20 protein-coding genes, 1 tRNA gene and 1 pseudogene are annotated in these 22,915 nt (G+C 56.4%); 12 read left to right on the forward strand and 10 right to left on the reverse strand.

The window, feature by feature from the left end; all coding sequences use genetic code 11:
• The coding region (locus ABNS66_RS14530; protein WP_348655367.1) for an LptF/LptG family permease at window positions 1-310 on the reverse strand (310 nt) is incomplete at its 3' end.
• A gap of 5 nt (window positions 311-315) precedes the next feature.
• Window positions 316-1,434 carry an LPS export ABC transporter permease LptF gene (gene lptF, locus ABNS66_RS14535; RefSeq protein ID WP_027873703.1) on the reverse strand — a complete coding sequence of 373 codons (1,119 nt, stop codon included), beginning with the start codon at window positions 1,432-1,434 and terminating at the stop codon, window positions 316-318.
• 176 nt (window positions 1,435-1,610) lie between these two features.
• On the opposite strand from lptF, the gene ABNS66_RS14540 reads away from it, so the two are divergent.
• From ABNS66_RS14540 to ABNS66_RS14560, 5 genes are all read left to right on the forward strand, one after another.
• Window positions 1,611-3,089 carry a leucyl aminopeptidase gene (locus tag ABNS66_RS14540; RefSeq protein ID WP_286839301.1) on the forward strand — a complete coding sequence of 493 codons (1,479 nt, stop codon included), beginning with the start codon at window positions 1,611-1,613 and terminating at the stop codon, window positions 3,087-3,089.
• On the forward strand, window positions 3,090-3,521 hold the full coding sequence (locus ABNS66_RS14545; RefSeq protein WP_286839303.1) for a DNA polymerase III subunit chi: 432 nt from the start codon (window positions 3,090-3,092) through the stop codon (window positions 3,519-3,521).
• A gap of 11 nt (window positions 3,522-3,532) precedes the next feature.
• On the forward strand, window positions 3,533-3,868 hold the full coding sequence (locus ABNS66_RS14550) for a hypothetical protein (protein WP_286839305.1): 336 nt from the start codon (window positions 3,533-3,535) through the stop codon (window positions 3,866-3,868).
• Window positions 3,869-4,030: 162 nt separating this feature from the next.
• Complete coding sequence (locus ABNS66_RS14555) at window positions 4,031-6,892, forward strand: valine--tRNA ligase (RefSeq protein WP_286839307.1); 2,862 nt, start codon at window positions 4,031-4,033, stop codon at window positions 6,890-6,892.
• A gap of 269 nt (window positions 6,893-7,161) precedes the next feature.
• Complete coding sequence (locus ABNS66_RS14560) at window positions 7,162-7,371, forward strand: cold-shock protein (RefSeq protein ID WP_204995861.1); 210 nt, start codon at window positions 7,162-7,164, stop codon at window positions 7,369-7,371.
• On the opposite strand, the gene ABNS66_RS14565 is transcribed toward ABNS66_RS14560, so the two are convergent.
• Entirely contained in the window at window positions 7,361-9,931 is a 2,571-nt protein-coding gene (locus ABNS66_RS14565) for a PAS domain-containing hybrid sensor histidine kinase/response regulator (RefSeq protein WP_286839309.1), read from the reverse strand. The genes ABNS66_RS14560 and ABNS66_RS14565 overlap by 11 nt on opposite strands.
• 154 nt (window positions 9,932-10,085) lie before the next feature.
• Between ABNS66_RS14565 and ABNS66_RS14570 the strand changes: the two genes are divergently transcribed.
• Window positions 10,086-10,922, forward strand: a complete 837-nt coding sequence (locus ABNS66_RS14570) for an SDR family NAD(P)-dependent oxidoreductase (RefSeq protein WP_204995863.1) — start codon at window positions 10,086-10,088, stop codon at window positions 10,920-10,922.
• A 219-nt stretch (window positions 10,923-11,141) separates the two neighbouring features.
• The gene (locus tag ABNS66_RS14575) at window positions 11,142-11,402 is read left to right on the forward strand and encodes a cold shock domain-containing protein (protein ID WP_204996052.1); all 261 of its coding nucleotides are present in this window, start codon (window positions 11,142-11,144) and stop codon (window positions 11,400-11,402) included.
• A 17-nt stretch (window positions 11,403-11,419) separates the two neighbouring features.
• Here the strand turns inward: ABNS66_RS14575 and ABNS66_RS14580 are convergent, their stop codons facing one another.
• Window positions 11,420-11,656, reverse strand: a complete 237-nt coding sequence (locus ABNS66_RS14580) for a SlyX family protein (protein ID WP_204995864.1) — start codon at window positions 11,654-11,656, stop codon at window positions 11,420-11,422.
• Between the two features lie 94 nt (window positions 11,657-11,750).
• On the opposite strand from ABNS66_RS14580, the gene ABNS66_RS14585 reads away from it, so the two are divergent.
• The gene (locus ABNS66_RS14585; RefSeq protein ID WP_204995865.1) at window positions 11,751-12,110 is read left to right on the forward strand and encodes a stress response translation initiation inhibitor YciH; all 360 of its coding nucleotides are present in this window, start codon (window positions 11,751-11,753) and stop codon (window positions 12,108-12,110) included.
• A gap of 92 nt (window positions 12,111-12,202) precedes the next feature.
• Window positions 12,203-12,598, forward strand: a complete 396-nt coding sequence (locus ABNS66_RS14590) for a VOC family protein (protein ID WP_286695811.1) — start codon at window positions 12,203-12,205, stop codon at window positions 12,596-12,598.
• On the opposite strand, the gene ABNS66_RS14595 is transcribed toward ABNS66_RS14590, so the two are convergent.
• Entirely contained in the window at window positions 12,595-13,917 is a 1,323-nt protein-coding gene (locus tag ABNS66_RS14595) for a sigma-54 dependent transcriptional regulator (RefSeq protein ID WP_286695812.1), read from the reverse strand. The two genes, ABNS66_RS14590 and ABNS66_RS14595, sit on opposite strands and share 4 nt — an antisense overlap.
• A gap of 179 nt (window positions 13,918-14,096) precedes the next feature.
• On the opposite strand from ABNS66_RS14595, the gene gpt reads away from it, so the two are divergent.
• Both gpt and ABNS66_RS14605 read left to right on the forward strand, forming a co-directional pair.
• A complete protein-coding gene (gpt, locus tag ABNS66_RS14600) occupies window positions 14,097-14,561 on the forward strand; it encodes a xanthine phosphoribosyltransferase (RefSeq protein WP_027873691.1) in 465 nt (154 codons plus the stop codon).
• Window positions 14,562-14,626: 65 nt separating this feature from the next.
• Window positions 14,627-14,703, forward strand: a tRNA-Arg gene (locus tag ABNS66_RS14605).
• Window positions 14,704-14,745: 42 nt separating this feature from the next.
• On the opposite strand, the gene ABNS66_RS14610 is transcribed toward ABNS66_RS14605, so the two are convergent.
• The 4 genes from ABNS66_RS14610 to ABNS66_RS14625 all read right to left on the reverse strand — a co-directional run bounded on the left by ABNS66_RS14610 (window position 14,746) and on the right by ABNS66_RS14625 (window position 21,581).
• Window positions 14,746-15,477 carry a hypothetical protein gene (locus ABNS66_RS14610; RefSeq protein WP_286839312.1) on the reverse strand — a complete coding sequence of 244 codons (732 nt, stop codon included), beginning with the start codon at window positions 15,475-15,477 and terminating at the stop codon, window positions 14,746-14,748.
• A 2-nt stretch (window positions 15,478-15,479) separates the two neighbouring features.
• Window positions 15,480-17,975: a TonB-dependent receptor gene (locus tag ABNS66_RS14615; protein ID WP_286839315.1), complete on the reverse strand. Its 2,496-nt coding sequence runs from the start codon at window positions 17,973-17,975 to the stop codon at window positions 15,480-15,482.
• A 330-nt stretch (window positions 17,976-18,305) separates the two neighbouring features.
• Entirely contained in the window at window positions 18,306-20,105 is a 1,800-nt protein-coding gene (oadA, locus tag ABNS66_RS14620; protein WP_286839317.1) for a sodium-extruding oxaloacetate decarboxylase subunit alpha, read from the reverse strand.
• Window positions 20,106-20,165: 60 nt separating this feature from the next.
• On the reverse strand, window positions 20,166-21,581 hold the full coding sequence (locus ABNS66_RS14625; RefSeq protein ID WP_204995870.1) for an acetyl-CoA carboxylase biotin carboxylase subunit: 1,416 nt from the start codon (window positions 21,579-21,581) through the stop codon (window positions 20,166-20,168).
• Window positions 21,582-21,716: 135 nt separating this feature from the next.
• On the opposite strand from ABNS66_RS14625, the gene ABNS66_RS14630 reads away from it, so the two are divergent.
• The gene (locus tag ABNS66_RS14630) at window positions 21,717-22,619 is read left to right on the forward strand and encodes a LysR family transcriptional regulator (protein ID WP_286839320.1); all 903 of its coding nucleotides are present in this window, start codon (window positions 21,717-21,719) and stop codon (window positions 22,617-22,619) included.
• On the opposite strand, the pseudogene ABNS66_RS14635 reads toward ABNS66_RS14630, so the two are convergent.
• A pseudogene (locus ABNS66_RS14635) lies at window positions 22,616-22,915 on the reverse strand (protein methyltransferase); the annotation flags it as partial. The gene ABNS66_RS14630 and the pseudogene ABNS66_RS14635 overlap by 4 nt on opposite strands.

Below are 22,915 nucleotides of genomic sequence, written 5' to 3' on the forward strand. Positions count from 1 at the left end.
GCACCACCGCCATCACCAACTTGGCGGTTGACACGCCTGCCGCTCGCATTACCACCAGCTCGCTGCTGCTCGCCAAGCTACCCAGCCCCGCCAAACACCCCACCAGCGCCGCAAAAGGCAGGTACTTATAGAGACTACCCGGCGCCACCAAGCCGACATACTGGAGTACTGACACAAAGGTATAGTCGCCCCGTATCTCTTTCAGCTCGTCGATCAGGCTGGAGAGTAAGTCAATACCGACGATGACCAACAAAACCAGCAAGATAGCCGCGGCAACTGTGCGCCCGATGTAGCGATTTAATTTATGCATGACACTCAACCACGGCTTCGCCTCCAGGTCAGCCACCAGTGCCGCAACACGCTATCCCAGTAAAGCAGGATAAGCCCCAGCGTGAGAAAGATGAGGTGAATGACCCACATTCCCGGCAGCACTGGCCAATTGCCCTTGGCAATGGCATCGCGCACGGCATTGAGCGCCACCAGATAAAACATGTAGAGCATAAACGCCGGAAACATTTTGCCGTAGCGCCCGCGACGATGATCCGTTTTACTCAGCGATACCGCGATCAATGCCGCGATGGGCACCAACACGCTCAGAGAGATGCGCCACTGAACGGCGGCGATATCCTCCAGAGCGTCACTGCGCCATAACTCTCGCGTTGATTTTCCATCGATCTCTTGGCGATAGGTTTTTACTTCCGGATCGCGCATTAGCTGGCTAAGGCGTTCAAAGCGGGTAAATTGATAATCCGACTGCCCAGGCTCGCCAACATACCGCACCCCTTTGTCCAACACCAAATGGCGCTCGCCAGTGGCTGCATCCACTTCAAATCGACCGCTCTCGGCGGTGACCAGTGACACCAAGGGGCGCTCGCCCCCGCCGCTTTGCTGAGGCTCGGCCTGAGCCATAAATACAGAGCGCATCGTCTGGGAATCGCGATCAGTTTTTTCGATATAGGTGACCCTGCCACTGCCCTTATCAATTCGAAAGCGCCCCTCAACGGCCGCCTTCACACCGATTTCTGCGCGACTCTCCGCCAGCTTCGCCGCATAGGCCTGTATACCTGCGGGGCTCACCACCATGCTGATATAGGCCACGATGGCAGCAATGATAAAGGCGGGAATTTGGGTGTAGAGCAGCAATCGACGACGGCTCATGCCGCAGGCACTCATTACCGTCATTTCGCTATCGACATAGAGGCGGCCGTAGGTCAGCAAAATACTGATGAACAGCCCCAGCGGCAGCACCACCTCCAAAAAACCGGGAAGGCGATACAACATAATAAGAAACAGCACATCGGGCGAGAAATCGCCCGACGCCACCTGTGCAAGGTACTTTACAAACCGCCCGCTCATAATGATTGCCAGCAGCGTTAAAGTAACCGCAAATACAGATTTAAAAATTTCACTCGCAAGGTAACGAAAAAGAATCACAGCTACCAAGCCCCTCTGCTGGCAAATGGTTTCACGCGCAGATAATACCCTTTACACTAGCGTCATAACACGCTGCCCGTCCCGGTTTTGGACGCAGCAAGCACCGATATAAAAATCTGGCCCGCATTATCGCTTATCGCGGCGCCCTCTGCGAATGTTTGTCTGAGAGAGAATCAATGCAAATCAGCCTAAAGCCCTGCAAAGACCCGAAAACCATCGCCACTGACTGCCTTGTCGTCTTCAGCAATGGCCAGTTAAGCGGCGCCCTCACCGCCATTAACGAGGCGAGCGATGGCGCAATCGACGCGCTGCTGAAACGCGGCGATTTTAAAGGCAAGGTCGCAGAAACACTTTATATCCCCTATTTACCCGGTATTCGCGCCAAACGGCTGCTGCTGGTCGGCACTGGTGACAGCGAGACCGTCGGCGATGCCGACGCTGACAAACTCCTGCAAAGCGGTATTGCTGTATTGAACAAGCAGCAGAGCAAAGACTGCTGTCTTCTGTTTGGCGATCTGCGCGTCGACGGGCGCAAAGCCAGTTGGCTGCTGCAGCGCAGTGCCCAGCTGCTGGAAGTGTCCCGCTACCGTTACAGCGAAACCTTGAGCAAGGCAAAACCGGGCAGCGCATTGCGGCGCGCCGTGTTGCAAGGCAGCAACAGCGACAGCAACCGTAAGCTCGTCGAATATGGTCAACAAACGGCAGAAGGCATTAACGTCACTCGTCGCCTCGGTGATTTGCCCGGCAATATATGCACGCCGGATTTTCTCGCGAAAGAATCACGCAAACTCGCTCGACAGTTCGAGAAAGTAAAAGTTAGCGTGCTCGATGAGAAAAAAATGCAGCAGCTCGGTATGGGCGCCCTGCTCTCGGTTAGCGCCGGCAGCGACCAGCCCGCGCGCTTGATTGCCATTGAATATCAAGGCGCGGCAAAGAGTCAGCGCCCGCACGTACTGGTGGGTAAAGGGGTCACTTTTGACACGGGCGGCATCAGCCTTAAGCCCGGCGCCAAGATGGATGAAATGAAATACGACATGTGCGGCGCCGCCAGTGTGGTGGGCACACTTCGCGCCGTTGCCGGAGCAGAGTTAAAGGTCAACGTGGTCGGCATTATCGCGGCGGCCGAAAATATGCCCAGCGGCCGAGCAACCAAGCCCGGTGATATTGTCACCAGTATGTCGGGGCAAACCATCGAAATACTCAATACCGACGCCGAAGGCCGATTGGTGCTCTGCGACGCTCTCACCTACGCAGGCAAGTATAAACCCGCGTCAGTCATCGATATCGCAACGCTGACAGGCGCCTGTGTTGTTGCCCTGGGTAAACACGCTATCGGCCTATACAGTAATCAAGACGACTTCGCTGCAGAGCTGCAAAACTGTGGTAACGAGGCACGCGACCGCGCCTGGCCTATGCCCTTGTGGGATGACTACCAGCCGCAACTGGACAGTAACTTTGCCGACATGGCAAATATCGGCGGCCCCGAGGCCGGCAGCGTTACCGCCGCCTGCTTCCTGTCGCGCTTTTGTAAAGACTATCGCTGGGCACATTTGGATATCGCGGGCGCCGCTTGGCTGTCCGGTGCCAACAAAGGCGCTACTGGTCGCCCGGTAGGTCTGCTCTTCAACTACCTGCAAAGCAAGGCAAAGGACTAGGTGACTCGCGTCGATTTTTACATTATCGGCAGTACCTCGGCCGATGCGGCAATGGATTTCAGCTGCCGGCTGGCCGAGAAAGCGTGGCGCGGTGGTCATCAAATATTGATGCACTGCGCCGATGCCCAGCAAGCCGCCGAACTCGACGACCGTCTTTGGCAGTTTAAGCCAGAGAGTTTTCTCCCCCATGAGCTGGGTGCAGCGGGTGGCACTGACATAGCGATCTGCCACGCAGGCGACCACACCGCCATGGGCGATCATTGCGACCTGCTGATCAATCTCGCCCATGATGTGCCCGAGCCATTCAGCCGCTTTACACGGCTGGCAGAAATTGTCGATCAACGCGAGCAGTCGCTGGCGGCATCGCGGCAGCGCTATAGCTTTTACAAGCGTCGCGGCTACCCGCTGCACAATCACAACGTCGGCCAATAAGGGGGACTGCAATGAGCCACACCAACGACGAACAACTTCCCCTGTTAGACGAACTGCAATCACTAAAAACCGTTCTCAGTGACACCGGCGACGACATCCCGGTGCTGAACGACATTATTCACACTCCCGATACCGAGCCCGCCGAGGCGTCAGACAACGCTGAACAAACAGCCAGGAACAGCAATGACGGGCTGGCCGGCGGTGACGACGACCACAGCAGGGAGATTTTTTTACAAGAATTGATCGACGATATGCTGCCCGACATAGAAGCGGAACTTCGCAGGCGTCTGCTTAAGCTCGACGGCGACGTACTCGAACGCTGGTATCAACAAAGCCGTCAGCGCTAAGGCAGCGCGCCAGAGCACCGGCGCTCGCCCCCGGCGTAAAACCTCTCCAAACAATCCTCTCGCGCTTTGGCCCAGAGGACCAAAACTCAGTATACTTATCGCCTTTTTGCGTTAGCGCCTTCCCGCGCTCTGCGCCCAACAGTTATCGCCGAACGGAAACCCATGGATAAAACATTTCAGCCTGCGGACATTGAAAGCAAGTGGTACCAGACCTGGGAGGAAAAAGGGTATTTCTCCCCCGCCGGAGATGGCCCTGCCTACAGCATCATGATCCCACCTCCCAATGTCACCGGCAGCCTTCACATGGGGCATGCGTTTCAGGATTCGATCATGGATGCGCTCACCCGCTATCAGCGCATGAAAGGCGCCAAAGCGCTGTGGCAAGTGGGAACCGATCACGCAGGTATTGCCACCCAGATGGTCGTCGAGCGCAAACTCGCTGCGGAAAGTGGCCAGACCCGTCACGACCTGGGCCGCGACGCCTTCCTGGACAAGGTATGGGAATGGAAAGAGGAGTCTGGCGGCACAATTACTCGCCAGCTGCGTCGCCTCGGCGCCTCTGTCGACTGGCAAAACGAACGGTTTACCATGGATGACGGCTTCTACAAGGCCGTTCAAGAGGTCTTCGTTCGCCTTTACGACGACAAATTAATCTACCGCGGTAAGCGCCTGGTCAACTGGGATCCCAAGCTCCACACCGCCATTTCCGACTTGGAAGTTGAAAACAAAGACGAGAATGGTCATCTCTGGCACTTCCGCTACCCACTGGCTGACGGCGAAACAACCGCCGATGGCAGCCGCCACCTTGTCGTTGCCACCACCCGCCCGGAAACCATGCTCGGCGACACCGCCGTCGCGGTAAACCCCGCAGACGAGCGCTACCAGTCGCTGGTCGGTAAATTTATTGAGCTACCGCTGGTCGGCCGCCGCATACCCATCGTTGCCGACGACTATGTCGACCGCGAGTTCGGCACTGGCTGTGTCAAAATCACCCCCGCGCACGATTTCAACGACTACGCACTTGGCCAGCGTCACAAGCTGCCAATGATCAATATTATGGATCAGGACGCTGCCATCCTCGGCCGCGCAGACGTCTACAACAGCGATAGTAGCGCGAACGATGAATTAGATGCCGGCCTGCCTGAGGCCTATGCAGGGCTGGACCGATACGCCGCGCGAAAGGCCATTGTCGCCGACTTAGACGCGGCAGGCCTGCTGGAAAAAGTCGACGATCACGCGCTGAAAGTCCCCCGAGGCGACCGCTCAGGCCTGGTGATCGAGCCCCTGCTCACCGACCAGTGGTTTGTGGCGACGGCAAAACTAGCCGAGCCCGCCATTGCCGCCGTAGAAGACGGCCGCATCCAATTTGTACCCAAGCAGTATGAAAATATGTATTTCAGTTGGATGCGGGACATCCAAGACTGGTGCATTTCTCGCCAGCTGTGGTGGGGCCATCGCGTGCCCGCATGGTATGACAGCGAGGGCAATATCTATGTGGCCCGCAATGAAGAAGAAGCCCGCAGCAAGTATGGCTTGCCCCCCGAGCTGGCGCTGCAGCAGGATGAAGACGTACTCGACACCTGGTTTAGCTCCGCGCTGTGGACCTTTGGCACCCTCGGTTGGCCGGAGGCGACCGAGCGCCTGAAAACCTTCCATCCTACCGATGTGTTGGTAACCGGCTTCGACATTATCTTCTTCTGGGTCGCTCGCATGATCATGATGACCATGCACTTTATGAAAGACGAAGACGGCAGCCCCCAAGTCCCGTTCAAGACGGTTTACGTCACTGGTTTGATACGCGACGAACAAGGGCAAAAAATGTCCAAGTCCAAGGGCAATGTCCTCGACCCCTTGGACATGATCGACGGCATTGACCTCGACAGCCTGTTGCAAAAACGCACCGGCAATATGATGCAGCCTCAACTTGCCGAGAAAATCGGCAAAGCAACGCGTAAAGCCTTTCCTGAGGGTATTGGCGCCCACGGCACCGATGCACTGCGTTTTACCCTCTACTCGCTGGCCTCGACCGGCCGCGACATCAACTGGGACATGAAACGCTTAGAGGGCTACCGGAATTTCTGTAACAAGATCTGGAACGCTGCCCGCTATGTGTTGATGAATACTGAGGGCGAAGATTGCGGCACGGGCAATGAGCCCGTCGAACTCAGCCTCGCCGACCGCTGGATCTGCGCGCGCCTGGAACAAGCGCAGCGGCGAGTGGCTGATGCGATGGCCGCCTACCGCTTGGATCACGCCTCTCAAGAGGTCTATGAATTTATCTGGAATGAGTACTGCGATTGGTACCTGGAACTCTCCAAGCCAGTCCTTTGGGACGACAACGCCAGCGCCGAAGCAAAACGCGGCACGCGGCGTACGCTCATCCAGGTTCTTGAAGCAACCCTGCGCCTTGCTCACCCCTTTATGCCCTTTATCACCGAGGAAATTTGGCAGCGCGTGGCCCCAATTGCCGGCATTAATGCAGGCGATAGCAGCATTATGCTGCAGCCCTACCCCTGCTCAAATGATCAAGGCATTGACGAGCAGGCCCTTAGCGATGCCGAATGGTTAAAGGCAGTTATCACCGCAATACGCAACATTCGCGGCGAGATGAACGTGCCCCCCTCGAAAGCGCTCAATGTGCTGCTGCGCAACACCAGCGAGGAAGATAGCCAACGCCTGGAAGCCAATCGGCAGTTCCTGCTGAAACTGGCAAAACTGGACGATATACGCGTCCTGAACGACGGCGAGCAAGCGCCGATGGCCGCCACACAGCTGGTTGGCGATATGGAGGTTCTCGTCCCGATGGCAGGCCTCATTGACAAGGCCGCAGAGCTGGCTCGCCTCGACAAGGAAATTGCCAAACTGGACAAGGACATCCAGCGCTTGAGCGGAAAGCTGGGGAACCCCGGTTTTATCGACAAAGCACCGGCAGCGGTCGTTGAGAAGGAAAAAGAAAAGCTGCAAGGCCAGCAGCATGCCCGCCTGCGACTCGTTGAGCAACGCGGCGAAATAGAGGCGCTGTAACGCCTCATTGCCATGCTTTGATCCAAATGAATGGGTCAAAGCATGGACAACAGCGCTGGAGTCGTTATAGTAAACAGCAATCTCGGCAGCGCTATTCACCCAACTGTGATGTTTTCTCGTTTCGCTGACAACCGGCAAGCCCGGCTCCCCGCCCCGAAGCAGACCGCTCTGCCCGCTTCCTATCTCTTTTTCCCGGACTGGTGGCAATTATCTCGCCGCCCGACCGAAAGCACCTTTATGCGACCCGACTGCGACAAAGAGGATAAGCAATGAGCGACCGCGTAACTGGCACCGTGAAATGGTTTAATAACGCCAAAGGGTTTGGCTTTATTACCCGAAACGAAGGCGAGGACGTTTTTGTCCACTTTCGCTCCATTCAGGGGGACGGCTATCGCACCCTGGACGAGGGCCAGAATGTCGAGTTCAAACTTGTAGAAGGCCCCAAAGGGCTGCAAGCCGAAGACGTGCTCAAGGTCTGAGCCCGGCCGCCGTGTCAGGGTCCTGCTCCGACGGTATAGCGGCATCAATGGCGCGGTAAAGTTGCGATGGTAACAGTGGGTTAGTTAATACAACGCGCTCACTTGCCGCCGGCAGCGACTCTTCGCGCTCAGGCCGCTCTCGCAAATAGATGACGGTGTCCAACGCTTCCAAGCAGGCCTCACGTCGCTCACTAATTACCAACTGCGGCGAGGCGTCTGGTATCTTGGCCAAGTGTTTTTGCAGGCCATGCACATCGGTAACGAAGTGAACACGCCAACCTCGCCGGCTCAGTGCCGCCGACAGCGATAAGCGCAACCGCTCATCACTAACCAGCGCGATAATCGACAGGCCAGCGGCGTCGACATCCGCATGATTCAATTCCAGCTGTTGCGCGGGTAACAGCACCGAGAAGCAGCTACCGGCATCGTCCACACTACTCACCAGGATATGCCCGCGCATGAGAGACACGAGTTTTTCGGCGACAGCCAGCCCCAAGCCCACCCCACCAAAACGACGGTTTCGAGAGTTTTCTGCCTGCACAAAGGGCCGAAATAACTCGCGACTGCCCTGCTCGGGAATCCCCACACCGTTGTCGTGAACCTCAAAGACAAGTTCGGCCCAGTCGTAGTACTGCCGCTCCACGTCGCTGGCGGGACGCACTTGCAGCTCAATAATGCCTCTCGGCGTGCTGTAAACAGAAAACTTAACCGCATTCTCAAGCAACACTAACAGTAATTGCCGCAAGCGAATGGGGTCGGTAAACAATTGCTCTGGCAACCGCGGATCGATGCGCAATAGAAACTGCTGCTGATTCCTGGCCACCATGGGCGCTACCGCCAAGGCGACTCCCTCCAGGTAATCCCAAAGCTGGACATTCTCTTCCTCTAATGTCACGTCACCGGTTTCAAGCAGTGAGTAGTCGATAATGTTGTCGAGGGTTGCCAATAGACTCTGAGAGGAACGGCGAATGGTATCGAGCATTAACCGCTGCTCGCGGTTCAGGGCCGACTTTGACAACAGGTCAGTCATACCCACCACAGCATTCATCGGGGTGCGGAACTCATGCCCCATTACCGACAGAAAGGCCGACTTGGCATTACTGGCCTGCTCTGCCCGCTGACTCGCTTCTTCGAGTTGCATGCTTTGCAACCGCAAGCGATCTTCAAGCCCATGCTTGTCAGCAAGCAGCTGCCGCTCTGCCTGCTTCGCCGCGCTGATATCCGATTGAACACCCACCATACGAACAACGCGCCCCTCAGAATCGCGTTGCACGGCCGCCTGAAAACTCACCTCAAGCACGGAACCGTCCCGACGACGTATCTTGTGCTCCCCAGAAAACAGCTTGTCATCACTCTTCAAAAACGCGATGAATTCCGGATTCAGCCGTTGCTGATCCGCTTCCGGAATACTGTTCATCAGCACGCGTAAACCGTCGCGCTCGTCACAGCGCGACAGCCCGACCATTTGCAGCCATGCAGGGCTTAAGTACACCTCCTTCGCGAGCAAGTCCCAATCCCATATGGCATCGTGTGAGGCCATAACCGCCAGGTCAAAACGCTGCTGGCTGTGCTGATATTGTTCGTGCATCAGGTACTGGTCACTCATGTCGCGAATCAATAACAACAGGCGACGGCTGCCGTCTGCATCGGTGTACCAACCGGGGTATAACTCAACCGCCACTTCACTGCCGGAATGACTCATCAACATCAACTCGATGCCTTTAAAGCTGGCATCCTGGTCTGACGAGGACTCCATCAGAAACTCATATTTGTGTTCGAATCGCGGTGCAAACAAGCTGCGCAGAGAGCGCTTTATCAGTGCGGCATTCCGATAGCCCAGTAATTTGGATGCGGTTTCGCTGGCGGCAATCAACACCCCTTGTGCGTCGCATATCAACACCGCTCCAGGAATTGATGCCATCAGGGTCTGGCGGCGCAACACCTCCGTTTCAACATTGGCCTGCAAGGCCGAGACCGTGCGCTGACGCCGCGACAGCAATACGGCCAGCACTACCGCCGCTGATACCATCACCACCAATGAGAACAGCAACAACAAGCGGTTGCGCTGCGCGCTCTGCCAGCGTTTTTCATCCCTTGCGATCTGCGCAACTAACTGATCATGCAGCTTGCTGAGCGCATCGATAACTATGCGCTGATCCAATTCAGCATTGAGTGGAACGGCGGCGGCATTCCCCACCTTGTAAGCCGAGTAGGCGGACACAATAGATTGCAGCGATAGCAGGGCTTGTTGCTCCCCCCCTAGCGATTGCAGTGTTGCCAGTGGAGACTGCGCTCGGCTCATTTGCTGCTGAAGCGCCTGAAAAGCGGCGAGATCCGAGTTTTCCAGCAGGTCGAAGAAACGCGGAACGACCGCACCATGGTCAAGTAAATAGTCGACTTCGGCCAAGGTCTCAGCAAACGGGACGGGTCGCTCGATAAATCCAGTAATTTCAGCCCTTGCGCTTCCTACCGCCAGGCTTGTTGCCAACAGCGCCGACCACACCAAGCGAAAGGCACAACGGCGCACAACATACCGACGCGCAGTGGTGCTTGCACGCATATCATCCCTCCCTGATTTGCTGAAGGCTCATCGTTGCCAACACCCATGGATATGGCGCATCATCTCCCAGCGCGTGGTGCATAAAAATGCGTAGTTCCACTAACGTAGGCCTGCGATTTACCGCGATGAAACACCCCGCATATGGAGCGTTGCCATGACAGATTCATTTAAGTTAGCGCTGATTACCGGCTGCTCAAGCGGCTTGGGAAAAGCACTTGCCGAACAGGGCCTTGCCCGCGGCTACCACGTGGTTGCCACCGCCCGCAGGCCCGAATCGATTACGCTGGAGCACCCTCGCCTTCACAAGCGCGCATTAGACCTCAATGACCCCGAGCACATTCGAACGCTTTGCACTCAGCTGCACGAGGAGTTCGGCCAGATTGATCTATTGATTAATAACGCGGGCTTTGGCCTGATGGGGCCGATGCTGGAAATCAGCCCACAAAAACTCGCCGAGCAATTCCAAACCAATAGCATCGCGCCGCTTGAGCTTGTTCAGTCTGCACGCCAGTCATTAAAGCGCGGGAGCACGGTTGTAAACATCGGCAGCGTGTCAGCAAGTTTGGTGACGCCCTTTGCCGGCAGCTACTGCGCCAGCAAAGCTGCATTGCACGCGTTGAGCGATGCCATGCGCATGGAATTAGCCCCCTTTGGCATTCGAGTGATGGTGGTTAGAGCAGGCGCCATCCGGTCGAAATTCGCTGAACGCGCCGAATCTGAATTGACGCCACAGCAAACACAGGGGCCCTACCAGCCACTGCAACAAGCCATAGCCGAGCGAGCAAGCCTGTCCCAGCAAAACGCGAGTGATGCCGACGACGTTGCCAAGCGTATCTTCGACGCCAGCGAACAATCACGCTGCCCCGCCTATGTGGGCGTTGCTAACGGGCATCGGCGGCTGTATTCACTCAGTAAGTTGCCCAGCCGCGTTACCGATTGGTTGCTGTCACGCCGCTTCAAGCTCAGTACGTTGCACGGCGACGAACTGTAATTGGGGTGCTATACTCCGCCGGCTGTGGCCGATATTGCCGGCCCTTAATTCATTGTTTTGTTTATTTATTTTTGGTTCTGTATTGTTATGTTGTTAATTCTAAGAATTATTATTTCTGCAGCGCTCAGCGCACTGACGGTATTTTCTCTCTCCAAATTGGGGCTCGCTAGCCTGGCAGCACTGCCCGCAGCTCTTGTATTTGCAGCGCTACTATTTGCCATGCTGCTTTCTCCACGACTACCCAGCATCATTGACGCCCTGGGCAGCAAGCGCGAGCGCGGTACCGTAAAATGGTTCAACGTAAGTAAGGGCTATGGTTTTATTACTCGTGAGGGGGGTGACGATGTATTCGTTCACTTTCGCTCTATCCGTGGCAAAGGCCGAGGCCGCCGCAGCCTAATGGAAGGACAACTCGTGGAGTTTGTGCTCAGCGAAGGCGAAAAGGGTCCGCAGGCCGAGGAAGTTTCGGTCGTCGACTAGCGCCCGCTACCACTGGGTTAATAATGCGGCGGCTTCTCCATATCCGCCGCGAAGCCGGGCTGAGCCAAGCCCTGCTCTTCCATCGTTTCACGCATTACACGACTGGCTTGCGCTAATTGGCGCAGCTGCTGTCGCAAGATACGCAGTTCGCCGTCCTGCTCACTTACCCTGTCGTTAAGCGCATTGAGTAAGTCTTCCTGATAGGCCAACTGAGTTTGCAGCTCCACTAGCTGCTCTGTTTCGCGACTGGACATCGGTGCAGGCTCCTGAAAAAATCGTGGGCTACTATACCGCCCTCGCTGGTTATTATACTTTTTTGCATAAGAATTTTTCGAGTGAAGCCTCTTTATGTCACGTATCGTCTACTCCACAGACCAAGGCCGGATGTGTCCACAATGTGGAGAAGCCCAACAACAGTGCCGCTGCAAAGATATCAACGCCGACGCTGAACGCAGCGCCCGCAGCGGCGATGGCATTGTGCGTATTCGTCGAGAAACCAAAGGCCGCAAAGGCAAGGGCGTGAGTATTGTCAGCGGCATACCGCTAGACGACGCCGCCCTGAAAAAACTCGGCAAGGAGTTAAAACAAAAGCTCAGTATTGGCGGCGCGGTGAAGGACGGACAACTAGAGTTCCAAGGGGATCAGCGCCAAGCCCTGAAGCGCCTATTGGAAGAGCGCGGCTACACCGTCAAACTTGCCGGTGGTTAAGCAGTTCAAACTGTTATGAAGATTTGCCAGCTAAGCCTGCCGTCTGTACAGGCGCTCTGGTAGCCTGAAAGAAAAAGATCGAGGCGTCTCACATGACAGCACTTAGCGAAACAATTGAAGTCGGCATCGTCACTCACAACATCGACACCATGTGTCACTTCTATAGCAACACCCTTGGCTTGGCCTTCGAGGGCAAGCTCGACTTCCCCGGCGGAACAATGCACCGCTACCGACTGGGCACGGCAGTCATCAAGCTGGTGAACTACGGTGACGAAACGCCCGAGCAATGCATTCCTGGCGGTGGCCACGCTGCCTGCGGCTATCGCTATATCAGCTTTGGCGTCGCCGACCTGAACAGCGTTATTGCCCAGCTCAAAGCGGCCAATGTCGGGATTGCCGTCGATGTTACCCGCTTTGCCGAAAACATTGGCTTCGCCTTTGTATGTGACCCTGACGGCAACTGGATTGAGCTGTTCGGCGGCTGTTAAACGTCGGCAGACATGCCGTACTTGCGCATTTTTTCGATCAACGTGGTTCGCCGCAAGCCGAGCAGCTGCGCCGCCCGGCTTACAACATGATCTGCCGCCCGAAGGGCCTGTTGAATCCGTCGCTGCTCAAAGTCAGCCACCTCTTCCTTGAGTGATACACCCTCAACCGGAAGCTCATCAACGGCGGTTGCCGCCCCGCTCGTGCGCACTTCAACGCGCGCTGGTGGCTGCCACACCAACTCGGCACCGCGGTAGGCGTCAGGCAAGTCCTGGCGCCCCACCACTTTGTCCGGGTACATAATCAGCAGTCGCTCCAGCAAATTTGCCAACTCTCGAACGTTACCCGCCCAAGAGTGAGCCTGCAGAGAAGCGACTGCTGACGGCGCTAGCGCCAGGGTGCCCAAACCGTCGTCGGCAAGCTGGCGGATGATGTCGCGCACCAGGGCGGGAATATCCTCTTTACGTTCGGACAAGGCAGGAACCTGCAGCGGAAAAACGTTCAAGCGGTAGTAAAGGTCTTCGCGAAATTCCCCCGCGTCGATCATTGCCGGCAAATCCCGGTGCGTCGCGGCGATGATTCGCACATCGGCGCTGCGGCTCTCGCTGGAACCAACACGCTCAAAACTGCGTTCCTGAATAGCGCGCAATATCTTCACCTGCATATCCAGCGGCATGTCGCCAATCTCATCCAGAAACAAAGTGCCGCCGTCAGCCAGCTCAAAGCGACCGGCGCGGCTAGAAATCGCGCCCGTGAACGCGCCGCGCTCATGCCCAAACAATTCTGATTCTAATAACTCTCGGGGAATGGCGCCGCAATTGATCGGCACAAAAGGGCCAGAGCTTCTGGAAGAAAGACGGTGTATTGCCTGTGCAACCAATTCCTTACCCGCGCCGGAGGGACCGTTAATCAGCACCGTTACCGATTTGTCGGCAACTTGGGCTAGCAGGTGCGTCAACTCCTGCATTGCCGGACTGCTGGCGACTAAGCCGTGATCAATGTCCGATGGGACATCGCCGAGCATCGACCCCAGGCGCCCTAAGCCCTCTAGCAGCGAATCAAATACCGGAGCGTCGATACAGGCCACGCAGTTCGACCACCGCCCTTGCTGAGCCAGCGCACCCGCCAACAGACAGGGACGCTCGTCGAGCGCTTCGGGCGCAAGGCGCGCACCGTCGGCCAATAACACGGCATTCGCCTGTGCCAATTCCTCAACGCAGGTCACCCGTTGCTGGTTTGGGTCTAGTGCCTCTAACAACAGGCGATAGTGGGCGATGATATTGGGATCTGCGTCGATGAGTAACTGGATACGCGTTGGCATGGGTGCCACATTTTCTCTGTTTGCCGTTGTCGTTTTTTTGACTATAGCCAAGCCCGGGCAGCATAACCACACCAGCATGTCGGTATTTTGACACAAGCATCTCCACTCTTGCCCGGGCACCACGCTTGCTGCAAAATCGCGCCCTACTGCCTTTCCCTACACTCAGCCAGGACCTCAGCATGTCGACCAGCGAAACGCCCGTGTACTACCTAACTTGGGACGAACTGCACCGCGACACCCGTAACCTTGCGCGCAAACTCACCGCCACGCCGTGGAAAGGCATTATCAGTATCGCCCGCGGTGGCTTGGTACCGGGCGCCATTCTCGCGCGCGAACTCAACCTTCGCGTCGTCGACACCCTGTGTATCGCCAGTTACGACCACGACAAGCAGGGCGAGATTAGTATTCTCAAATCAGTGGAAGGTGACGGTGACGGTTATCTGCTGGTTGACGACCTCGTCGATACCGGAGGCACTGCAAAAATCGCCCGCGAGCTGCTGCCCAAGGCCACATTCGTCACCATCTACGCCAAACCTCAGGCGATGGCGCTGGCCGAGTACTACACCCGCGAATTCGCTCAAGATACCTGGATACATTTCCCTTGGGATATCGAGCACAGCTACAGCGAGCCGCTCATTAAATAACGAACCGCCGACGAAGCCTTTGCGCCACGCTGATAGAGCCAGTAGAATCTCCCGCTGCGCTTTTCGCCCCGGTGGCACAGCTGGATAGCGCGGCCCCCTCCTAAGGGGCAGGTCAGAGGTTCGAATCCTCTCCGGGGCGCCACCTCTTCCATGCTCCATTCTTTAGCAATCGCGCGCTGGCGTGCTAAGCCGGGATCGCCGGCGAGACACTAGGCTGACCGGCGTGTAACCAGTCTCGTAACTGCTCCGCTTCACGTCGATAGGTGCGCCGTTCCGACTGATCTAAGCGCAGCCACCGCAGGGCATTTATCAGCCAGCGGTCAGCAGAACCATTCAAAATACCCGCCCCGGGGGTACAGCAGATATGGTGCCAGTGCAGCTGATCGTCGCGCCACAGCAAAACCTCACCATTGGGCGACAGCGTATAAGCCAGCTTGGCCTTGCATGGCAGCGCCGGGCCGTGGTCCACAGAGCGGGCAACGATTACCGCAGCGTCATCTGCCGGGCGAAGCAAAGACAGTAATTGCCGGTAATAACGGGGGCTTGGCAGCCCCAGATCAAAGCGCCCCCAACACAGTTGATGATCGACAACCTGCCCCACGGGCGGGCGGGCCAATACCTGGCGTTTACCGCCCTTAAATTCCGGGTACCAAGGCTGACCGTGCAGGCTAGCCGCATGAAAAAACACATTGCTCAGCCAATGCAGTCGCTCGCGATCCTGGCCACTCACAGCGATATGACTGTGATAGACATAGGTCCCGGCATCTGCACACCACTGACGGCGACAGGACCAGGTGTCCGGCTGGCACTGCCTCGCATTTATTGCCCTCGCCATACTCAAGAGTCGCTCAGCAGAGGCCTCGGCTTCTGCCACGGCCTGCTCAACCGTTATTTCATTGGCTTGTTTGGCAGCCACGTTTAATCCCATTGATACGAAATTTCCAGGCCGTAGTGACGCGGCGGCAACTGCGCCTTCGTGGTTGTGCCAAGATTGTCACCCAGTGCCACCCCGCCGCCAAAAAACAGCGAGTCTTTCAGGTTGTTCACGTACATCGCCACACGCAGCTTCTCGTCGGGCAGCCAGGTCAGGCGTGCGTTATACAACTCCTGCCCGCCCAATGTCGCGCCATCGTAGAGATTGGCCTTGGCATCCAGGCCGACAAAAATTTCCGAGCGGTAAGAGTAATGCAAGCGCGGAATGAACGCGCCAAAGCGCGTTTGCCAATGGTATTGCACGGCGAGCGAGCGGGTGTTTTTTGGCACCACCGCAAAGGGCTCGGCACTGCGATCAAAGCTGGAGCCATCCGCCAAAAATACCGTGTAATCCCGATAATAGGCATCGGTATAGCCGGCGTTGGCATTGACCTGTAGCCCTTCGTAGAGCCAGGTTGCCTCCAATTCGGCGCCCTGCACTACGGCAGAACCCGCGTTATCCAAAAACAGGATGACATCGGTCGGCCCACCGGGGCCCGTCTCGGCCTGCTGAACTTGGATTTGGTCGTAGCTCATATGGTAGATCGCACCATTGAGACGCAAACTCGAATCGAGGGCATCGAGCTTAAACCCGATCTCACTGTTCTCCACCACCTCTGGCTCGAACTCATTGAGGCGTCGCCCCCGCAGACCAATACCGCCCGATTTATAGCCCTCGCTGACGGTCACATAGGTCATCAAACTATTGAGGCCGATCGCCGCGATGTCCGCCTCCTCCCAGATATAGCTCACCGTCAACGCTGGCGAAACCTGGTCAAAGGACAGCTCTGACGACGTCGACACCGGCGCGAGAAACGGAATGGGTTGTGCAAAGTCGATATTGTCAAAATACGCTCTGGGCACTGGGTTATAGATGCCGCCCTGAGCATGAATAAGCCCCTCACGCAGCCCAAAGGCATTGAAATCGGCGTTGTATAAAGCAATCTCCCGCTGTTTATCATCTTCGGTGTAACGCACACCCAGCGTTAGTTGCAGATGGGACGTAAGATCGTAACTACCCTGTACAAACAGCGCACGTGTTTCATTGTCGATATAGCTTAAATTGACCGACGCTGACAGCAGCGGCAGCACAAGGTTATTGGCAGCCGCCGACAGTAAATCGACCCCAGGCAGCGCAACGCCTGCGGTACTACTCAGCAGAAATTCCGGGGGAATACCCAGAACCCCGTTGGCGCCAATAATTTGTGGGTAGGGAAAACCATCGATGCGCTCTGCAGAGTAGAAGGCGCCAAACGTCAGGTCGAGCTTGTCCTCGAAAAATCGCCCGTTGAATTTCAGCTCCTGACTGAGTTGGTAACGCGTTTCTTGATCCGGGTCGACGCCGGAGGCCGTCAAGGCTTTTAATGCCAAACGCTCACCATTGTGCACGAGGCTAAAGTCACTGCCGTCAACGTCCTCCTGCTTACCCAAGCCATATTGACGGCTGAAGGCGGTGATCGACTCAAGGTCAAGCGGCCCCATATGCCAATTCAGCTTTATCGCGTGAAGCTGTGATTGCTGGCGATAAAAACTGGCTTCGGTGTTGATCGCCACCTTGCGCTGCTCTGCCAAGCCCTCCTGCTGCTGACATCGCTGGGCGTAATTATCAGGCTGCTGGGGAACAAAGAATGTGGCCGCCGCCGCTTGCGCATTGATTACTTCGCAATTGTTCGCCTGCCCTTTCTCATCCTGCGAGCTCCAGAATGAGAAGACATCGAGTCGCAGGTTCTCGGTAAGGTCCCACAATAGCCGCGCAGACACCGCTTGCCGGTCCTCATCGCCAAAGCGTGTGCCATCGACAATATTCTTAACGTAGCCATCCAGGCGCCGCACAGTACCACTGAGCCTCAGGCCCATTTGATTTTCGATCAATGGCAAATTAACGCTGGCCTTAATATCCTGACGGCCGTGAGAACCGGCAGTGACCGTGGCACTGCCGCTCACGCTACTAAAATTTGGCGCAACCGTGCTAACCAGCATCGCACCACCGGTATTGTTTTTACCAAACAGCGTGCCCTGTGGCCCGCGCAATACTTGGATGTTTTCAACATCAACCGCATCTAAGAGTTGAGAATCCTGACGGGCGATGAAAATACCATTCAAATACTGACCGACTCCTGGGTCGAGCTCAGGTGTTGAGGCGCGCTGGCCGATACCCCGCACAAAAATCGCTTGGCTCTTGGTCGCCGTCGGCGCTATCTGCAAATTCGGCACGATGTTCTTAACATCCGCCAGCGATGTGATGCCGGCATCCTCCAGCGCCGATGCCCCGATCGCCGAAACAGAAATCGGCGTGTCCTGCAGACTCTCCTCCCGGCGCCTGGCCGTGACGACCACCTCCTCTAACTGCGCGTAAGCGGGTGCACTGAAAATCGGTAATACCGTGACGATACTGCCAAAACAAAGCGGCAGCAGGCCGCTACCCAACATAACCCTATTCACTGCGATACAACCTCTATTATTGTTATGTAATCACCGCGCATTGATACCAGCGAGTGAGCCATAGAGCTTACGCGAGGGAAAACAGGATGTTGACGCTATGTCACAAATACTGCGCTGCAGTGCAATTACATAAACTGCTTACATGACAAGGGGCAGGCGTGGCGGGACGTAAAAAAAGAGCCCCGGAAGCAGGGTAAGCAACCGGGGCCAATACGGAGAGAGGTCGCGACGGGATAAGAACGTCAGAGAGAGGGGGGAGACACCATCCCGCCGCGACACAACTAAACGATAATCATTATCATTGAGGTTTGCAAGCGTTTTTCTTGCTCTTTACTCGATTTCTATTAATACCTCACCCGGAGTGACGCGATCTCCCTTGCTAACGTGGATATCACGAACTGTGCCATCAATCGGCGCCTGCACTTCCGCTTCCATTTTCATCGCCTCAGTGACTAGCACTGGCTGGCCCGCCTTAACCACATCGCCCTGCGCCACTAATACATCGACGATATTGCCCGGCATATTCGTTGTAACATGCCCCGGCTGAGTTGCCTGCCGGCGTCCACTTCCCCCATCGCGCTGGTATTCGTTCAATGCCTCGAAAACCACTTCCTCTGGCATCCCGTCCAGCGTCATGTACAGGTGCCGTTTACCTTTACCCTTAATGCCGACGCCGGTAATCGCCACTTGATAACTTTCACCGTGCACATCTATCACAAACTCGGTGGGCACCGCATTTTCCGCGGCGGGGCGATCGGCCTCGGCTTCCGGCTCTAAAACCTCAGGCTGTAATGTGCCATCGCGACGCTGCTGGAGGTAGCTGCGGCCCAGACCCGGGAACATGGCGTAACTCAGTACATCCTCTTCACTGTCGGCCAGCTCGCCAATTTCTGCGCGCAATTTCTCCATTTCAGGCGGCAGCAAATCTGCGGGGCGAACATCGATCACCGCTTCACTGCCAATCGCCTTGGCTCGCAATTCTTCATTCACCGTTCCCAGCGCTGCGCCGTAGTGACCCTGCAAATAGCGCTTCACCTCATTGGTAATTGTGGTATAGGGCGCCTCTGCCAGAATATTCATCACCGCCTGGGTACCGACAATCTGCGAGGTGGGCGTTACCAGTGGCGGGAAGCCCAGGTCCTTGCGCACCCGGGGAATCTCCGCGAAGACTTCATCGATACGGTGCAAGGCACCCTGCTCTTTTAGCTGGTTCGCCAGGTTAGACATCATGCCGCCCGGCACTTGGTTTATCTGAACGCTGACATCCTCGCGAGTAAACTCACTCTCAAACTGCCGGTATTTCTTGCGCACGGCCCACAGTTTTTTGGCAACGCTTTGTAAAACTTCCAGATCCAGGCCCGAGTCGTAGGGCGTGTCTTTTAGGCCTGCAACCATGGTTTCGGTCGCCGGGTGACTGGTGCCGTTGGCAAAGGCTGAGATAGCGGTATCGATAATATCCACGCCCGCCTCTACCGCCTTCAACTGACACAGCCCAGCCAAACCCGATGTCATATGCGAATGCAGGGCCAGCGGCAGATCAAACTCGGCCTTTAACGCCGCGACCAACTCACCGGTGGTACTCGGCGTCAGCAGGCCCGCCATATCTTTGATAGCCAGGGAATCTACGCCCATGTCCACCATCTTACGCGCCTGCTCGACGAACGTTTCCGTGTTGTGCACGGGGCTGGTGGTGTAGCAAATGGTACCCTGAGCATGTTTGCCGGCGGCCTTCACGGCGGCGATCGCCGTCTGCAAATTACGCACATCGTTCATCGCATCGAATATCCGGAAGATATCCATGCCATTGTCTGCCGCCTTGGCAATAAAGGCCTCGACGACATCGTCAGCGTAGTGGCGATAACCCAGCAGGTTCTGGCCACGCAGCAACATTTGCAGCTGGCTATTGGGCAGCGCCTCACGCAACTTGCGCAGTCGCTCCCAGGGGTCCTCTTTCAAAAAACGCACGCAGGCATCAAAGGTTGCGCCGCCCCATACCTCTAGGGACCAATAGTCCAGGGCGTCCAGTTCGGCGCACACCGGCAACATGTCCTCGGTGCGCAGCCGCGTGGCAATAAGCGATTGATGGCCGTCTCGCAGGGCGACATCGGTAATTTTAATCGGCGTAGTCATAGTGCCTTCCTTTCCTGTGTGCACATCGTGGCCGCTAAGCGGCTGCAATCATTATTGGGTTTACAGTCCTGCGTGAGCAGCGATCGCCGCCGCTACCGCCAGGGCAAGCTCTTCGGGCCGACTCTTATCGGAGTACTCGATCAGTTCGGGATGACTATCAACAAAACTGGTGTCGAAATGCGCGGCGCGAAAGTCCGCGTGCTTGAGTATTTGCTGGTAGTAAGGCGCGGTAGTTCGTACGCCCTGAACACGCATATCATTCAACGCCCGCGCGCCGCGGTTGAGCGTTTCTTCCCAGGTCAGTCCCCAAACCACCAGTTTCAGGCACATCGAGTCAAAATACGGCGGTATGCTGTAGCCGGTATATATCGCGGTGTCGGTGCGCACGCCCGGGCCACCGGGAGCGTAGTAGCGGCTGATTTTGCCGAAGCTGGGCAAAAAACCGTTCTTGGGGTCTTCGGCGTTCACGCGGAACTGCAGCGCGTAGCCGCGATAGCTAATATCCTCTTGCCGATACCCAAGCGGCAGGCCGGAGGCGATGCGGATTTGCTCGCGCACAATATCAACCCCGGTAATTTGCTCGGTGATGGTGTGCTCCACCTGAACGCGGGTATTCATTTCCATAAAATAAATTTGATTATCCGCGAGCAAAAACTCTACAGTGCCGGCATTTTCATAGCCCACAGCCTCTGCCGCGCGCACCGCTAAGTCGCCGATATAAGCGCGCTGCTCCGGCGTGAGCTGCGGCGATGGCGCAATTTCAATCAACTTTTGATTGCGGCGCTGTATCGAACAATCACGCTCATACAGGTGGATAACATTGCCCTGTGAGTCGGCCAAAATCTGCGCCTCAATATGGCGCGGGTTGACAATACACTTCTCCAAAAATACATCAGCGCGACCGAAAGCCTTGGTGGCCTCTGAGACCACGCGACTAAACTGACGTCGCAGGTCTGCTTCGCTGTCGCAGCGGCGAATACCGCGGCCGCCACCACCCGAGGTGGCTTTCAACATCACCGGATAGCCGATGCCTGCAGCGACCGTCACCGCTTCCTCGACATCGGCAAGGTTGTCTTCAGTGCCCGGTGTCACCGGCACACCCGCCGCCACCATCGCCCGGCGAGCCTCGGTTTTATCGCCCATGCGACGGATAACCTCTGCACTGGGGCCAATAAAGGTAATGCCGCGCTGAGCACAGATTTCCGCCAATTCGGCATTCTCGGAAAGAAAGCCGTAGCCGGGGTGCAAACCGTCGCAGCCCGTTTCCACCGCCAGCGCCACCAGCTTGCGAGGATTCAGATACCCCTCCAGGGGGTCTGCGCCCACGTTGTAAGCCTCGTCGGCGCGCTTAACATGCAGGGAAAAGCGATCGGGTTCGGTGTAGATGGCCGCTGAGCGAATACCCATCTCGGCACAGGCGCGAACAATGCGAACCGCAATCTCACCACGGTTGGCAATTAGGATTTTTTTCAGCATAGCGACTGGTTTCCTAAACCGGTATCAAATACGCGATCCACCCTAGCGGAAAATATTCCCCATAAGAAATTAATATTTATTTGCCTATATATAAGCAATAACTTATAAAACGAGTAAATTTTGCAGGAGACGGGGATGCAAACCAGCTACTTACAACGGCTTACTCTGCGTCAAGTTGATGTTTTTCTGGCAGTTTGCCAGCACATGAGCTACTCGCGCGCCGCCGAAGAGCTGTCGCTCACGCAACCCGCCGTCAGCGCGCAAATACGCAGCCTGGAGGAATTAATCCGCCAGCCGCTGTTCGACTACGTTGGCCGCCGACTCTACCTGACATCGGCAGGCAAGCTGTTACAGCGGGCGGCCCGCGACCTGCAGCAGCGGCTGGTAAATTTAGAGATAGAACTTACCGAGCTACACGGCAAGTTACAGGGCAGCTTGAATATTATTATTGAGTCGAGCGCCGAGGCCCTGATTCCCGCTTACATCAACCGATTCTGCCAGCAGCACCCAGATGCGGAGGTGAGCCTGCATGTCGACAACCACCAGCACCTGATAAAACGCCTACACGACAATATGCATGACCTCGCGATAATGACTCGCGTCCCCAGCGACCAGGGCTTGCAGTACACTCCCTTCGCCGAACATCAACTGCTGGCAATGGCTGCCAAACACCACCCCCTGGCCGGTGCCGGGGCGCTTAGCCTGCATGAATTTCTGGAAAACCGCCTGCTACTGCGCGAACCCGGCTCAGGCAGCAGGCAAGTACTTGAGGACTACTGCCAGCAGCAAAGCTGCGTGATTCGCCGCACCCGCGTGCTGGGCAGCAACCAGGCAATACGCCACGCTCTTGTCGACTCCGAGGATTGCGCCGTGCTGCCAGCCAGCGTGGCCGAACAAGGAATCAGCGACGGTAGTCTGGTTGCATTGCAGGTGGAGGGTTTTCCCATTAAGCGCTCCTGGTGCAGCGCCTATCAACGCGGCAAGCGCCTCAGCCCGCTGGCGAGCGCCTTTCTCGATGCGCTACACGGGCCCGCTTAATGCTCTCCCAAGTACACATTCACGCGGGAAAACTCCTCGGACTCCGCCAGATCGGGAATTGTGGTCGCGCGCTGAAATTGCAGGTGGCGATAGCCGGGAAAGGAAAAATCCTTCACCCGGGAGTCCGCCACCAACACCGTGTTGGCACGCGTCAGAAACTCGCCTAACAGCGGGAAATTGGCGCGATCATAGAGCACGTCGGCAACCAAAATCACATCGTACGATTCACTGTCAGCAAAGAAATCTGCGCTGTAGGCGAGGTTCACGGCATTGGCCTCGGCATTGAGTTTACTCAC

Origin of the sequence: uncultured Spongiibacter sp., from assembly GCF_964011655.1 — a bacterium.
Classification (GTDB): Bacteria; Pseudomonadota; Gammaproteobacteria; order Pseudomonadales; family Spongiibacteraceae; genus Spongiibacter; species Spongiibacter marinus.

What these genes read in the sequence shown, in the direction of transcription:
- ABNS66_RS14580 (WP_204995864.1), bottom strand. Translation starts at nt 11,656, where the DNA reads ATGTCCAGTCGCGAAACAGAGCAGCTAGTGGAGCTGCAAACTCAGTTG.
- ABNS66_RS14540 (WP_286839301.1), top strand. Translation starts at nt 1,611, where the DNA reads ATGCAAATCAGCCTAAAGCCCTGCAAAGACCCGAAAACCATCGCCACT.
- ABNS66_RS14565 (WP_286839309.1), bottom strand. Translation starts at nt 9,931, where the DNA reads ATGCGTGCAAGCACCACTGCGCGTCGGTATGTTGTGCGCCGTTGTGCC.
- ABNS66_RS14560 (WP_204995861.1), top strand. Translation starts at nt 7,162, where the DNA reads ATGAGCGACCGCGTAACTGGCACCGTGAAATGGTTTAATAACGCCAAA.
- oadA (WP_286839317.1), bottom strand. Translation starts at nt 20,105, where the DNA reads ATGACTACGCCGATTAAAATTACCGATGTCGCCCTGCGAGACGGCCAT.
- ABNS66_RS14595 (WP_286695812.1), bottom strand. Translation starts at nt 13,917, where the DNA reads ATGCCAACGCGTATCCAGTTACTCATCGACGCAGATCCCAATATCATC.
- ABNS66_RS14550 (WP_286839305.1), top strand. Translation starts at nt 3,533, where the DNA reads ATGAGCCACACCAACGACGAACAACTTCCCCTGTTAGACGAACTGCAA.
- ABNS66_RS14575 (WP_204996052.1), top strand. Translation starts at nt 11,142, where the DNA reads ATGCTGCTTTCTCCACGACTACCCAGCATCATTGACGCCCTGGGCAGC.
- ABNS66_RS14590 (WP_286695811.1), top strand. Translation starts at nt 12,203, where the DNA reads ATGACAGCACTTAGCGAAACAATTGAAGTCGGCATCGTCACTCACAAC.
- ABNS66_RS14570 (WP_204995863.1), top strand. Translation starts at nt 10,086, where the DNA reads ATGACAGATTCATTTAAGTTAGCGCTGATTACCGGCTGCTCAAGCGGC.
- ABNS66_RS14585 (WP_204995865.1), top strand. Translation starts at nt 11,751, where the DNA reads ATGTCACGTATCGTCTACTCCACAGACCAAGGCCGGATGTGTCCACAA.
- gpt (WP_027873691.1), top strand. Translation starts at nt 14,097, where the DNA reads ATGTCGACCAGCGAAACGCCCGTGTACTACCTAACTTGGGACGAACTG.
- ABNS66_RS14630 (WP_286839320.1), top strand. Translation starts at nt 21,717, where the DNA reads ATGCAAACCAGCTACTTACAACGGCTTACTCTGCGTCAAGTTGATGTT.
- ABNS66_RS14625 (WP_204995870.1), bottom strand. Translation starts at nt 21,581, where the DNA reads ATGCTGAAAAAAATCCTAATTGCCAACCGTGGTGAGATTGCGGTTCGC.
- ABNS66_RS14555 (WP_286839307.1), top strand. Translation starts at nt 4,031, where the DNA reads ATGGATAAAACATTTCAGCCTGCGGACATTGAAAGCAAGTGGTACCAG.